Origin of the sequence: Aliivibrio fischeri, assembly GCF_009727955.1 — a bacterium.
GTDB lineage: Bacteria > Pseudomonadota > Gammaproteobacteria > Enterobacterales > Vibrionaceae > Aliivibrio > Aliivibrio fischeri_A.
Genome location: NZ_WOBR01000004.1, coordinates 1,050,485 through 1,064,164 on the forward strand (window position 1 = coordinate 1,050,485; position 13,680 = coordinate 1,064,164).

Genomic DNA, 13,680 nt, shown 5'->3' on the forward strand with positions numbered 1-13,680 from the left:
ATTAAAAGTGCTCCGCACGCAGAACAAAAAGAACTACTTTAACACCTACACTTTGCTCTACAACCAGAGCAAAGATTGTTGACATAAAAATGACAAAGGCCAATATTGTAGGTGCTCAAATCAGAGCAATAAGAAAAGAAAAAAAATTAACTCAAGAGCAGTTAACTGCTAGATGTAATCTTGAGGGGTTTGACATAAGTAGAGGAACATTGGCGAAGATTGAAGCAGGCATAAGACAGGTTATTGATATTGAGGTAGTATTAATATCTAAAGCTTTAAATATTAATATTGATAAATTATTCAACGTTAAAGGCTAACTACAATTTAAGTAGTTAGCCTAGTTTCAATCACTTTTTACGGACTGGAATTTTAAACATCCCACCATTTTTACGAGTAATTCGTTTACCGTTCACAGTAATATATGGTCTGAAAATATATTCTACATTTTCATCTTGTTGCGAATTATTAATATTCATTTTTTAAGTATCCTACATTTGGTCTACCTCAAAAATGTTGACAAGACACTATATAAAGTCATATGCTCAACAAACTTGAGGCAAACTTTTGATTAAAGTACAAGGACTGCAATCCTTGAGCTAAAAGTAATTTCTCTTAAAGGCTTAGGAAACTGCAATTTCTTAAGCCTTTTCCTTACGTACTCCTTTAAACTTCTCCCCATCCATTTTAATATCCATGATACGCCCAGTCTTCGTATCTCTTTTAGCCCAAAGGCCTGATGGTGTTTGAAATTGAGAGCGGCCTTTTACAGCGCCAATTCTTTTCCCATCACCGTACGGTGCATTTTTAGCCATAACACTTTCCTTTATCAATTAATAAAATCCAACTACATACAGTAGTCACATATACCTTTCATCAAGATATAGAACAATAATACACCTATTAAATGCATGGTCAACGAATAAATTGAAATAAATCGAAAAAATACATATCAAAATGATACGTATGATTTGATTTTAGCAACAAACCCCCTATAATAATTATAGTTATCTTATCGAGTTTATATCTTATGACAGCCCCATTAACCTATTCAGAACTTCAAGCTACAATTGGCGCAAACGCTGAAAGAATGGCGTTTATCGATTTTCGCCTTAAGTTTACAGGACAAGTAAAACGCATAGATTTAAATCAAGCATTTAATTTAGCTGATGCTGCATCCTCTCGAATGCTATCTATATACAAGGAGTTAAGACCTAAAAATATAGTTCATGATAAAGCTAAAAAAGTTAACGTTATTAATGCAGATACTTTTTCGCCATTAGTAGACCTAAAAGCAGATACGGCGTTAAACATGCTTGCGCATGGGTTTGATAAAAGTAAATTAATTGATAATCCGAGCCTACCCTATGCAAGAATAGGAATGACCACTTCTAATGTTTTAGATGTTGAGGATGTATCACAAATAACGCGAGCGATAAGTGGAGAGCATGCTGTCACTTGTAACTATATATCAGCAAGAAGCCCTAAACATGAGCAACGAACACTTGTTCCCTTATCAATTTTTTTTGACGGTCGCACTTGGATGTTTAGAGCGTATGACCGCAGTCAAAAAGACTCTGACCCAACAAAAAGTAGTTTTAAGAACTTTACATTTTGTAGAGCAAAAAATATAGCAATCCCAGAGGGCGACAATAAACTCCGTCACCCATATGAAGAAATAAAAGATGATTCTGCGTGGAACTTATCTCTACCATTACTTCTTCAATTACACCCAAAACTAACAAGTGAAAGTGAAAAAGCAGCCATTAGAACCGATTTTGGAATCCCTGCCGACCAAGATGAACTTATTCTTACAGAAAAGGCTGCTTTTCTATTTCTTTTAGCAAAACAATGGCACATTGACACTAAAGAAAACGAAAATGACGAATCCTATTACAAATTTAAACTAAAAAATCTTGAAATGATTCGCCCGTATCTATAATTTTTTCGACAGGCTACTAACTTTGCTAGTAGCCTACTTCAATACAAGCCATTCCAATACATTAACCTTATTCGCATATATAAAACCACCAAGATACACTTGACCTGTAGTTAGTTTACCTACACTGTGTCCCATCAATGCCCCGATGAGTTCTTCTTTCACTCCATAGTTGAAAAGTTTAGTAATTACGTAGTGCCTAAATGAATGAAAACTTACATCTTTTAAGTTTAGTTCTTCACGACACAACTTACTAAACCACTTACTAGGTGTGTTTGTATAACCATTGCTTTCATTAAATGGTAAGTCTGGAAAGAGTCTTTCATGTACTTCTTTGCTTTTAAGTAAAGGAAGTAAAAGCTCTTTTAAGTGGTGGGTTACTGGTATATCCCTATGACTTGCTACGTTCTTTAGCTTTTTATCTTCTGAATCAGTATTAATTGATAAATAAGGTTCATTAGTAAAATGAATATCTCCTACCCTTAATTGGGCAAGTTCATTTAATCTACAACCTGTTAGCAACGCCATTCTAGGTAAATAATACTTCCATAACTCACCCTGTGACTCTGTAACATCATCACAGTAGTGCTTAGTCTTATTAAGAATCAATGTAACTTCTTTATCAGTAAAGGCTCTACGAGGTCTTACAGGCTGTTTATTAGCCTTCATCTTAAACCATTCACTATCAACATCTATCGAAGCCTTTTTAAAGCAACTAGATAATAACTTTAACTTTTTCTTTAGCGTTGTATCACTACAGGTTTGAGTCTCTTTCCATTTATCAATATGCACCTGATTAAGCGATGTAACTGAAAGAGTTTTACTGGATAAGGAATCAAGAAAGGAGCCCCAACAGCTTAGATATTCTTTACGGCTCTTAATTGATAACTCAGATAAAAGGCTTTCCATCTCAATAGATATAAGGGTTTTAGCCTCTCTTTTCTGCCTTCCAGAGAATTCAGAATACACTACCTTTACATCTTCAAGAGTTGGGGATGATAGAGATAAAATTTTAATAGCTAAATCAGAAGCCATGCTAACCGCTTGCAAATAATCTCTTGTTTTTAAGCTTAGTGTTGGTTGATGTTGAATTGAGCCTACTCTAATATTCCAACGGAATGCGTATACTCCAGTGCGACTTTTAATTAGATATAGCGCTTTACGTGATGAGAGTCTTTGGTTTGACAACATGTGTTAGCTCCAGTGTATGCTGTAGCTAAATTCAGTGTCTTATAGATACGAAAAAGCCCCGAATAATCAGGGCTTTAAAATGTGGCGGTGAGTGAGAGATTCGAACTCTCGGTACGTTGCCGTACACACACTTTCCAGGCGTGCTCCTTCAGCCACTCGGACAACTCACCGAATTGTTGTTCTTTTTGAAACAACGAGCGCTAATTTAATGATTTAGCCTCTAGGGGTCAAGGAGTTTCTTGCAGAATCTCAATTGGTTGCTTCATTTTTACACGTCTTGCTCGTGTTATAAACAAAAAAGCCAACATAATTATATGCTGGCTCTATCTGTAACATAAAAGTTTATACTTACGCTTGTGGTGTGTAATAACCAGGGACTTTAAATGCTTTACGGCAAGCATCTAAAAAGTAACCATAAAACACACCCATTACACATGAGACAACAACGTTACTTGAAACAGCAGTAATGATTTGCTCTGGTGTTGCCCCCACGACTAATAAAATCATAGCGTAAGCTGGCGACTGGAATGTCACATACGCAACTAAGTCTGCAATATTCTTCATGAATTTACTCGGTGATATACGAGCACCTTGACGAAGCATAAAATCACGAAAAACCCCATAAGGCCATGCGATTGCGATGTTAACTGGTATGGAAAGAGTTCGAGAAGCCAACGACTGCTCAAATGTCATTCCTGAAATTAATATTTCAATAAACATGCCCGTAATAAAACAAAAAACCACCATTGCAAATGTATCAGCCGCAGCATTGCGGATATTAAATGGCCCTTTCTTAGACATTAACTTACTCTCTCCAACACACAAATATCAGACTAATGGACTGGATGATGAAATACATCCAGTGGAATGAACTAGACAGGTAGATCTGACTAGCAATTATGGCTATTAGACCACAATGTATACAGAATTAGATACTGAAGTTGAAACTATGTAGTAAATTTACAGCTACTTTTACGTTCAAAATCAGTTTGATCAACTACTTGGCAGTATAGGTAATAAAATTACATACAAAATTGCTACATAATTTCATTTCAGACAAGGCAAAAACTTCTTGGTACAATAGTAAAAAATTGAATGGAATGAGAACACTATGTCTTTATCACTTACGACAATTCTTTCAAACCCTGAATTAGAAAATAAGCTGCTTACTGAAGCGCAAACTCAAGGTTTTATTGCCGCTATGGCAGCAGCCCCTAATCTGATTAATCCAAATGAATGGTTAGCTTTTTTATGGGGTGGTGAAGAAACTTCTCCATTTACTAATGCAGAAGATCTAGAAGCTTATGCGAACATCGTTGTTAACTTATGGAATGATTATCGTGAAGCGTTTTTATCTGGCACATGGCAATGGCCTGAAGAGTGTAAATTAGATGATGAAGAAATCGTTACTTCTGAAACTCGTCAATTTTCAGAAGGTCTATTACAAGGCTGGCAATTAACTCGTGATGATTGGGAAACCTTAATGCCAGAAGAAAGTGAAAACAACGCGCTACTTGGTGGTGTATTACTTTCTATTAGCATGCTTTTTGACCCAGAGACAGCGCTATCTGCATTAGAAGAGCAAGGTATCGAAGGTTTAGGTGAATTCACTGAAATTTACAATGCTGTACCTATGATGCTATCAGGATTAACCATGCGTGGTTATGAACTTGCAGAAGCAGAAGCAAGTCGCGACGAATAAATAAAGCCCAAAAATAAAATAAAAAAATGGCGACCAATATGGTCGCCATTTTTATATCCGCAATACCCTACCTCTTATAAATAACCGGCTTATCGATTAAATACCTGCCATGGCGCAAAGTGGTAAATATCATTTTTATTTCAACGTATCATTCACTTCATCAAATAACACTCACTCGGAATTGGATGCCATTTATTTTTGGAACTAAACCATGATATTAAGCGACTTTAAACACACCGATATATTTCAAATTTTAAAAGTCTCTAAAGAGCTCATTATTTCAATAACAACATTTACGATTAAGTTAAGTCTATTTGCATTTCGTCTTTTAGCTTGGACTGCCAAATCTACTTATAACTACGTTATGAAATAAAACATTCAACTCACCAAGTAAATTTACTTATTAATTATTGGAATTTTAAAATGAAACGTATCTTTGTAAAAACAGCTGGCATTATCCTTCTTGCATCAACATTAACAGGCTGCATTGGGAGTAATGCTGTTACTGGAAAAGTAATGAAATTTAATGTAGAGGTTGTAGATAATCGATATGCGAGAGCTGGTGTTAACTTACTTCTTGCTCCAGTGTATGGCATTACCAGTGCTGTTGATTACACTCTATTTAACTCATTAGAATTCTGGACAGGAACAAACCCTTTAAACGGTAATTCACATATTTTTGATTCAAAAGTAGACACACAGTTTAAAGTAAATGACGAATTAGACCCATCATTAAGAGATGCGCCTATCGCACCAATTACGAATAATAGAAAGATTAAAACAGGTGAAATGAAAGCCATTGATGAAAATACCATTCAAATGGATATCGTATATAACAATGGCGATACCGGCATTCTGACAGGCGTTCGTGATGGTGAAAAAGTTAATTACTATATTGATGATGAACTGATATCGCAGACTACAATATCTCAATTAAAAACACTTAAAGAAGAAAGTGTTTAATTAATAACTAAGCCCCGTAACCTATATAAATTAATACGGGGCTTTATCATTAATTTTAACGAGATTGACTTAAGTGACTACTCACTAAGCTTGCAACCATTATCGCCAAATAGAACCCACCTAAGATTGATTCAATAAAAACAAAGAATCTTGGAATAGGCAATATTGGTGAAATATCACCATAACCCACAGTGGTTAATGTGATAAAACTGAAATATATCGCATCAAACAGATTATCCATCCAAGGTTTAGGCTCTATTCCATTAAATGAATCAGGAAAAAGCTCTATTTGAATGAGATAAATAATTGCCCAAGAAACGCCTAATAATAAATAAACGCAAATGGAACCCACAATTTGATTACGGCTGACATTATCAGGCAACATTACCTGCTTTAAAGCAGTATAAGTATGAGACAATAAAAAAAATAAGAGTGCTCCTAAGGTAATCAAAGACAGATCATACCCTTCTAAGAAAGACAATCCTCCAGATATTGAAGCGATACTTAATAAAAAACCATACCAAGTTCTATACAGTGCTTGCTTACGATTGACACCAACAATAGACACTGCCAAACAAATAATGATCAAAGCTAATACGGTTTTCTGTCCACCACTGAAAAGTTGCTGCATAACAGCACTCATAAATAGCAAACCCAGTAGAGCAAAAAACAAAAAATAGAAATTATCGTCGGCAGACACTTTTTTCATTGTTATTTCCCTGCCGATTCATTATCTAACCAAACCATAAATAATTGATAAGTTAGACTTAAAATTACTGCACCGACAAATAAACCAACAATACCTGACATTGCCATTCCACCTAACGCACCAAGTAAAATAACCAGCATCGGCGTCTCTGAACCACGGCTAAGTAGCATTGGTTTTAATATCGCATCACTACCGCTAACCACAATACACCATATAAGAAAAAGAACGGCAGTTGTTGTGGTATCAACACTAAAGACATAAAGAATGACGGGCAATAGAGCAAGAATGGGTGGGAGTTGAATAATGGCAATAAGCATAACAAGCAGCATCCATAACCCAATGGCAGGAACACCAACGAAAGCCATACCTAAGCCCGCCATTACCGATTGAATCACAGCGACCCCAATAACACCTTGAACAACACTTCTTACGGTTGTTTTAGATAAGGTTGTTAATGCCTCACCATGTTCACCGGTTAAGCGATTTGCGACTAATACAAAAGCACGTTCACACTTATCTGCATTTGCCATAAAAGCACCAGCAATGATGGTCGAGATAATAAACTGAATAAAGCCGCCACCTAATGAACCAACAATCGACGCCAATTTGCCAACAATGGCTTTTACCTCTTCCCCATATTTAAGTAAAACACTTTCTAAGTTTGAAGACGCATGAATACCAAAAGCATACGCCTTATCGCCTATTAATGGCCACTCTTTAACGTTTATACTGGGTTTAGGTATGGATATAGTGCCATTTTGATAGCCTGCCACTAATTCTGAACCACTGGTATATAACCCCGTAGAGAGTGCAACTAAAGGAATAACCAGAAGAACCACACCAATAAAGGCTAAACCTGCGCTAACCTTGCCTTTTGAAATTCCAAATTTATTATGCCCCCAAGTGACGATTGGGTATAAAGCGGTGGCGATGATCCCTCCCCACACAACCAACAGCATAAATGGTTTTAAAATAGAAAAGCACCAAAACACCAAAATAGCGATCGCTGATATTTTAATAAATGCGTCTATTGCCTTATTCGAAAAATCATTTTCTAATTTCATAAACAATCCTTGTTCGTAATGAAAACTATGGCTGCATTTTTAAAAACGCCCATTGTCGTGTTTCTAAAAAGAAAGAAACGATAATCATATAAATACCAATCATAAACAGTTGAAAGATACGTATAAACATATTGCTATCGATATCACCAGAACTCATTAATGTACTTCCTAACAATACAAGTACAGTACTAAAAGCCGTAGCATAAACTGGAGCTTTTGCTGGTTTTGTATAGATTTGAGTTGCCATTATCAAAGCAATTAATGAAATAAATAGCGTATAAAATAAAATATTAGGTGCGAGGCTTAACACTGAAAAAACACCGATCGCCAAAGCACCGCCAATACTATTGGCGATAATCAAAAATGCGCTCAATTTAACTGATTTCTCACCTGTAATCATTAAAGATAACAAGGCGATAAACATCATAGTTAATAGAGCCTCTGATATTTGAAAAATGAAGAAAAAGCAAACGACGGGAAACGAAATAATCATCGCTCTAAATGCTGCATACCATCGCTGTTGCTTGGATAATGGTGAAGGTTGATACCCAGAAAAAGAGGATTCTTTCTCAGGAAAATAAATATGAACTAAAGCAAAAATAATAACCGCCACAACCCCCGAGCTTGCTAAACCTGTCGCAAGAAAAACCGACATACCCGGATTGGATATCGCCATAAACGGAAGCATTAATATGGCAATAATCAATATGGTTGCAAACAAATTCCATTTAGGATCCGTAAACAAATAGTATCCCCACAACATCATAATCCCGACCAAAATAAGCATTGGAATTGGGTATTGAGTTATCCCATTTGATAGCAACAAACCAAGCACCATGGTAACGACCATAGCGATGGTTAATTCATATAAAGTTTCTTTATTTAACTCAGGTTTATCAATCAGAAACTTAGCCACAAAAACAGGGGCAACGAAGGCTAATGGCCAATCTATTAGTGCAGCAAGAAATACGGCAAGACCTACCCCTACCGTATATCTCAGTATCTTAGTTTGAATTCGAGTATCTTCAATGACGTTATCTGACATAAGACATCAAGCTCACAAAGCGGATCCACAGTTTGCCTATCGTATTAAAAATAACGTTATCACCACTATACACAATTACATCCGCTTGCCCGCCGATACGCAATTGTCCTGTTGTTTGTGAATGATCAAACTCAATGGCAATTGGTAGCATCTGAGTTTGGCGTAACCATCCAGTTTGATTATTCGCTTGAGCTAACTTGCCCGCTTGATTGCTTTGCCCCCAATCAACGCCCCAATCAACGCTGCTTACCGTACCTTGAATCACTTTGCCTGGAGCAAAATCCAATGCGATTTCAACTTTATCGCCCGGTTGAATATTTCCTAAGCTATTTTCTCTAAAATACGCTTCAATCCAAATACTTTCCGTTGAAACAAACGTCATGATTGGCTGACCAGCAGAAGCATAAAACCCTTCAGATAAACTAAAATTAGACACTCCGCCATCAGTAGGCGCTTTAATTTCCGTTCTCTCTAAATTAATTTGAGCTTGCTCTAATGCCAACAACGCAGCTTTAATCTGACTGTTTTCAGCACCATCAGCACCCAATTGTTTCTTCGATTTTTCGAGATCAGCTTGAGCATTAACAACATTCGCTTTTGCTGTAGCTAATGCCGCTCGTGCTTTATCTGCATCAGATTTAGATACAACACCACGCTCTGCCATTTCAAGAATACGATTAGATTGAAGTCGCGTATTTTCCAATTCAACATTTGCGCTAGTTAATCTTGCTTGAGATGAAGCAATCACCGCAGTTTGAGCCCCTACATTTTGCCCTGCAATTTCTAAACTTTGTTCTGCTTGTTTTAATGCGATTTCATAATCAACAGGATTTAATTTAGCAAGTACATCGCCTTCTTTAATTAGTTGATTGGGTTGAACTAAAATATCTAAAACTTGCCCAGAGACTTCAGGCTTTATAGGAACGACATAGCCCTTTACTCGGGCATTATCGGTTAAAGGAATAATGCGATCAGAAATAATGCTAAATAACAGTAGAGCAGCAACCGTAATTAACAAATAATTCGTAATTTTTCGAACCTTATTTTTTTTAGGAGCGTTATTTTCTTGTGAGGTATTTTCACTCTCTTCTTTTGGTGCTTTTATTTCTTCTGTCATACCGTTACCTACCGCTATTGGAATCCATTCCTAAACTATATTTATAGTCGCTATTTGAAAAAAATCGAGAAACTTATATAGAAAATACTTATTATTTAATTAGTTATTTATATAAGATCTAATACTCATCAATATACAACAGTACAGCAATATTGTGTTGTGTGTCGCAAATTGAACTAAAAGATAAAAATATCAGCAAATAGAGAATGATTACTTACCATTTTACGCCAATACTTATTATTCGTTTTACATAGAATGAGTTATTTATGCCGTCTTCTAACACAGCACCATTACCAATGATCCGTACGGGTTATACAAAAATTCTTATTGATGTGTTTGCAAAGCACGGAATAAATACTCAAGAACTGTTACGTGACTCTGGACTGCCTCCAGACCTGTTTAATACCGATAAAGACTATTTACCAACTGAGCCCGTAAAACGTTTGATCTATTTACTCTCATCTCAAGTTGGTATTAACAATTTTAGTGAACTTTTACGGTTAGCTTTCCGACAACGCATTATTCCGCAAATACTCAAACAATTTAGTGAAGCGGTTACCGTTAAAGAGGCGCTTGAAAAAGCAAGTGATGTATTTAAGAGTGACTCACCGGGAAGCTCAATTTCATTTGAAGAAGAATACAATAAACACTGGTTTTGTCGATCTACACCTTATGAAAACAGTGTTTACTTTTTGTGGAGCGAAGTGTTTGCCGTTTTATATATCATAGAACTCATTCAGGCATTAACCAAAACGAATTGGTTCCCTCAACAAATCCGAATTCAACACAACGATGCCGACGCTTTATTGTCTTCATTAAATAGCAAGACCCAATTGTTTATTGGTCAGCATACTACAGCCGTTTTGATTGATGACGATATACTGCACAAAGAAATCCATATATCGCATTCCGATACCGAACAAAAGCAACCATTAGTTGAATGGCACTCTAGCTTTAGTGACAGTGTATTTACCGCTTTACTACCTTATGTGAGAGAGCATTCTTTAACGGTTAATCAAGCTGCAAAACTGCTAAATATGACCTCAAGAACATTTCAACGACGCTTAAAAGAAGAACGCACATCATTTAGACAAATAAAAGAAAGTCTTATGCTATCTGTCTCTTGTGAGCTTATGGAGGAGGGGCATTCGCTAACCCATATATCAAACCAACTTGGTTATAATAATATCTCGCATTTTTCACGAGCATTTAAACGGATCAGCGGATTAACCCCTAAGTTATATAAGAAGACCATTCTTGGTCTACAAAATTAACAACTCATGCGAATTGCTTATAGCGTATTTTTGTACACCACTCCATCTTTCATGATGAGCTTTTGTGTTTCAGTATTAGTAACACATGACACGCCATTCAAAGGATTCCCTTCAATGATAAGTAAGTCAGCATAAGCCCCTTCAGTAATTTGACCTAGCTTGCCTTCTTGGTATGGATGCTTGTATGTTGACATCTCAAACAAACGTCCACAATTCGATGTCACCATTTTAAGAGCAGTCAATGAATCAAATACCGTCTCAATAGCTTGAAGTTCTTCTGACTGTGTTTTATGGACATCAAGCGTGCCTACACAATCGGTACCAAAACAAATATTTTGGATATCGTACTTTTTAATTAACTCTGCTGACTTAAACATCGCTTTACCTACTCGCTCTGTTTTTTGGTATAAAGTTTCACTACCAAGTGGGATTTTTCGTTCAGCAATCAGTGATGACGTAAAGTACGATGGAATAACAAAGATCCCTTTATCTTTAATCGTTTTAGCAATGTCATCATCCATAATAGTGGCATGCTCAAAAGACATAACACCCGCTTCCGCAGCTCTTCTCATGGCATCAGCAGTATGAATATGCGCAGCGACATAAGTACCATAATCGGATGCGGCTTCAACCGCTGCTTTCATTTCATCTAATGTGTATTGAATCGTATCAAGTGGATCAAATGTCGATGAAGCGCCACCACCAGCCATCATTTTAATTTGCGATGCGCCCATAAATAACTGCTCACGTACCGCTCTAAGCACTTCTGAGCGGCCATCTGCTACTTTAAATGCGCCCGTTTTCATTATTGGAGAATCTTCATGACTACCAGTACGTTCTTGTGCTTGGTTTTGACGATAATCAGAATGACCGCAAGTTTGTGAAATAGCCGCTTGAGAAGGCAGAATTCTAGGACCTGTTGCATAACCATTATCGATACAATTTTTAAGCCCTAGCGTATTGCCCGCGACGTCACGAACCGTTGTAAAGCCACGCATTAACATGCCTTCAGCCACTTTTGCAGAGCGAATTGCGACTTCTTCTCTGGTCATCTTATCAAGTTCATGAAAAGGTGCAGACATCGTTATATGAACGTGTGCATCCATAAGACCCGGCATCACTGTACCACCTTTAGCATCAATAATTTCGCTTGCTAAAGATAAGTCAACATCACCAATTTGAGTGATCACATTATTTTCAATTAGCAAAGACACATTTTCTTGTAATTGATTATCTACGCCATTAAATACGTTTGCATTAGTTATTACTGTAGTCATATTTTTCTCTCTTTAATTTTGTGGGGACAGAGAGATAATAGGTCAAATTTGATGCAGAGAATTGCCATTTGACGACACAGATAATATTACCTAATAGTACCACCTGGCATAGTCATTCTTTTCTTATAGAAAAACTCTTGCTCGTATTCCAAACACCCACGCACTACTCTCATTAGAAAGCGCAGGATTGTTTATGTACTGAATATCTGGGGTGATCTGAAAATTATCCCCTATTTGCATGTTGTAATATAACTCAGCCGTAGTTTGATACTTTTCAGCTCCCATAAATTTTTGCAATGTATCGCTGTTGGTTTCAGACCAGTTAACAGCAAAACCTAAATTATTATTACCAGTACCGAGTCCAAAGTACCCAACACCGACACTTAACGATTTATCGAATAAGGCAACATCTCCTTCAGATATACCACCACGAACAAAAGGCATAAATTGAGCAGTAACAAACTGACTCCATGAAAAGTTAACACCTTGTCCACTCTCACCGCCAATAACGCTTCCATCAGATAACACCGTTGATGATAAACTGTGTCTTGATCCTTCATCAAAATGCCACAAGGTTACATGAAAATTGTCGGTATAAATTTGGCCTTGTGAATCAGCCCACCCTAACTCAAGGGTTTTAAAATAAGTGCTGTCATGAAAGGCTGTATCAAACCCTTCAAAAATATCATCAGACTTCCCTTTTGCATCTGCAATGCCAGCAACGACATAAAAATTATCTGTGACCATATGCCCGGCAGAAATAGCTAAGATACCATCGTCAGGTAAACCCATGACCCCAGCCCCTGTACTAAATGCTAAATTTGTAAACCCAGTCCACGGACTCGCCAAAGCATATGCATCTACATAATCAGTCACATCTTGCCAACCAATGATCAGCGATGTTTTTCCATTATTGAATTTTTGTTTCCAGTGTAGATTAGTAATCCTTGTTCCTTGATCGTTATAAGCGGGGGCTATCATTCCCACATAACCTAACCCCTCTGGGCCATTACTAATATCATCAATGAAAGCCATGTTTTTAGGTGGTGTTGAACTGTAAGCATGCCTATGCTCGACCTTCCAAACAATGCCACCAGTATCCTCTGTGCCATTACCAACTAAATGCCAAGCCCCATAAAACCGCGCAATACCGGATGAACGATCAATGCTATTTCCTTGAGAACCATTAGGAGAAGAAAGACCTAATGCCAAATAATCAATGCCAAAAGTGATGCCTTTATTCGATAGTTCTTCTCGCCAGTGTGCTTTTAGAGACGATTTACTTTCAATGGTATTTTCTACAGAGTCGGGGCTTTCGAAATTTGCAGCAAACGTAAAAGGTGAAGTTAACGCCGTGATCAATAAACTATTTTTTATCATATTATTATTACTCAATGTCATC

14 protein-coding genes and 1 tRNA gene are annotated in these 13,680 nt (G+C 36.9%); 5 read left to right on the forward strand and 10 right to left on the reverse strand.

Annotated features, from left to right (window positions below; genetic code table 11):
• Positions 1-89 precede the first annotated feature (89 nt).
• Entirely contained in the window at positions 90-317 is a 228-nt protein-coding gene (locus tag GNP81_RS08110) for a helix-turn-helix domain-containing protein (protein WP_155673447.1), read from the forward strand.
• 321 nt (positions 318-638) lie between these two features.
• Here the strand turns inward: GNP81_RS08110 and GNP81_RS19320 are convergent, their stop codons facing one another.
• Complete coding sequence (locus tag GNP81_RS19320) at positions 639-812, reverse strand: hypothetical protein (RefSeq protein ID WP_196587334.1); 174 nt, start codon at positions 810-812, stop codon at positions 639-641.
• A gap of 215 nt (positions 813-1,027) precedes the next feature.
• On the opposite strand from GNP81_RS19320, the gene GNP81_RS08115 reads away from it, so the two are divergent.
• Positions 1,028-1,939 (forward strand): BrxR family helix-turn-helix transcriptional regulator, encoded by a 912-nt coding sequence (locus tag GNP81_RS08115; RefSeq protein ID WP_155673446.1) that lies wholly within the window; start codon positions 1,028-1,030, stop codon positions 1,937-1,939.
• 33 nt (positions 1,940-1,972) lie between these two features.
• On the opposite strand, the gene GNP81_RS08120 is transcribed toward GNP81_RS08115, so the two are convergent.
• The 3 genes from GNP81_RS08120 to GNP81_RS08130 form a co-directional block, all read right to left on the reverse strand.
• Positions 1,973-3,127 carry a tyrosine-type recombinase/integrase gene (locus GNP81_RS08120; RefSeq protein WP_155673445.1) on the reverse strand — a complete coding sequence of 385 codons (1,155 nt, stop codon included), beginning with the start codon at positions 3,125-3,127 and terminating at the stop codon, positions 1,973-1,975.
• An 82-nt stretch (positions 3,128-3,209) separates the two neighbouring features.
• Positions 3,210-3,297 (reverse strand) — tRNA-Ser (locus GNP81_RS08125).
• Positions 3,298-3,475: 178 nt separating this feature from the next.
• Positions 3,476-3,928, reverse strand: coding sequence for an L-alanine exporter AlaE (locus GNP81_RS08130; protein ID WP_005418661.1), 453 nt, complete (start codon positions 3,926-3,928; stop codon positions 3,476-3,478).
• Positions 3,929-4,238: 310 nt separating this feature from the next.
• Between GNP81_RS08130 and GNP81_RS08135 the strand changes: the two genes are divergently transcribed.
• Together GNP81_RS08135 and GNP81_RS08140 are read left to right on the forward strand one after the other, a co-directional pair.
• Positions 4,239-4,829, forward strand: a complete 591-nt coding sequence (locus GNP81_RS08135; RefSeq protein WP_005418660.1) for a UPF0149 family protein — start codon at positions 4,239-4,241, stop codon at positions 4,827-4,829.
• 423 nt (positions 4,830-5,252) lie between these two features.
• Positions 5,253-5,792, forward strand: a complete 540-nt coding sequence (locus GNP81_RS08140) for a DUF3332 family protein (RefSeq protein ID WP_005418656.1) — start codon at positions 5,253-5,255, stop codon at positions 5,790-5,792.
• A 55-nt stretch (positions 5,793-5,847) separates the two neighbouring features.
• Here the strand turns inward: GNP81_RS08140 and GNP81_RS08145 are convergent, their stop codons facing one another.
• The 4 genes from GNP81_RS08145 to GNP81_RS08160 are packed head-to-tail and all read right to left on the reverse strand — an operon-like array spanning position 5,848 to position 9,727.
• Positions 5,848-6,501, reverse strand: coding sequence for a potassium channel family protein (locus tag GNP81_RS08145; RefSeq protein WP_005418654.1), 654 nt, complete (start codon positions 6,499-6,501; stop codon positions 5,848-5,850).
• A 2-nt stretch (positions 6,502-6,503) separates the two neighbouring features.
• Positions 6,504-7,565, reverse strand: coding sequence for an AI-2E family transporter (locus tag GNP81_RS08150; protein ID WP_012534056.1), 1,062 nt, complete (start codon positions 7,563-7,565; stop codon positions 6,504-6,506).
• Between the two features lie 25 nt (positions 7,566-7,590).
• The gene (locus GNP81_RS08155) at positions 7,591-8,610 is read right to left on the reverse strand and encodes a DUF2955 domain-containing protein (RefSeq protein ID WP_063646665.1); all 1,020 of its coding nucleotides are present in this window, start codon (positions 8,608-8,610) and stop codon (positions 7,591-7,593) included.
• Positions 8,600-9,727: an HlyD family secretion protein gene (locus GNP81_RS08160; protein WP_155673444.1), complete on the reverse strand. Its 1,128-nt coding sequence runs from the start codon at positions 9,725-9,727 to the stop codon at positions 8,600-8,602. Before GNP81_RS08160 ends, GNP81_RS08155 begins: the two co-directional genes overlap by 11 nt.
• 266 nt (positions 9,728-9,993) lie before the next feature.
• Here GNP81_RS08160 and GNP81_RS08165 point away from each other — a divergent pair, with 266 nt between their 5' ends.
• Complete coding sequence (locus tag GNP81_RS08165; protein WP_155673443.1) at positions 9,994-11,001, forward strand: helix-turn-helix domain-containing protein; 1,008 nt, start codon at positions 9,994-9,996, stop codon at positions 10,999-11,001.
• Positions 11,002-11,018: 17 nt separating this feature from the next.
• Here the strand turns inward: GNP81_RS08165 and GNP81_RS08170 are convergent, their stop codons facing one another.
• The gene (locus GNP81_RS08170; RefSeq protein WP_155657066.1) at positions 11,019-12,278 is read right to left on the reverse strand and encodes a metal-dependent hydrolase family protein; all 1,260 of its coding nucleotides are present in this window, start codon (positions 12,276-12,278) and stop codon (positions 11,019-11,021) included.
• Between the two features lie 123 nt (positions 12,279-12,401).
• Positions 12,402-13,658 (reverse strand): carbohydrate porin, encoded by a 1,257-nt coding sequence (locus GNP81_RS08175; protein ID WP_196587341.1) that lies wholly within the window; start codon positions 13,656-13,658, stop codon positions 12,402-12,404.
• Positions 13,659-13,680 lie beyond the last annotated feature (22 nt).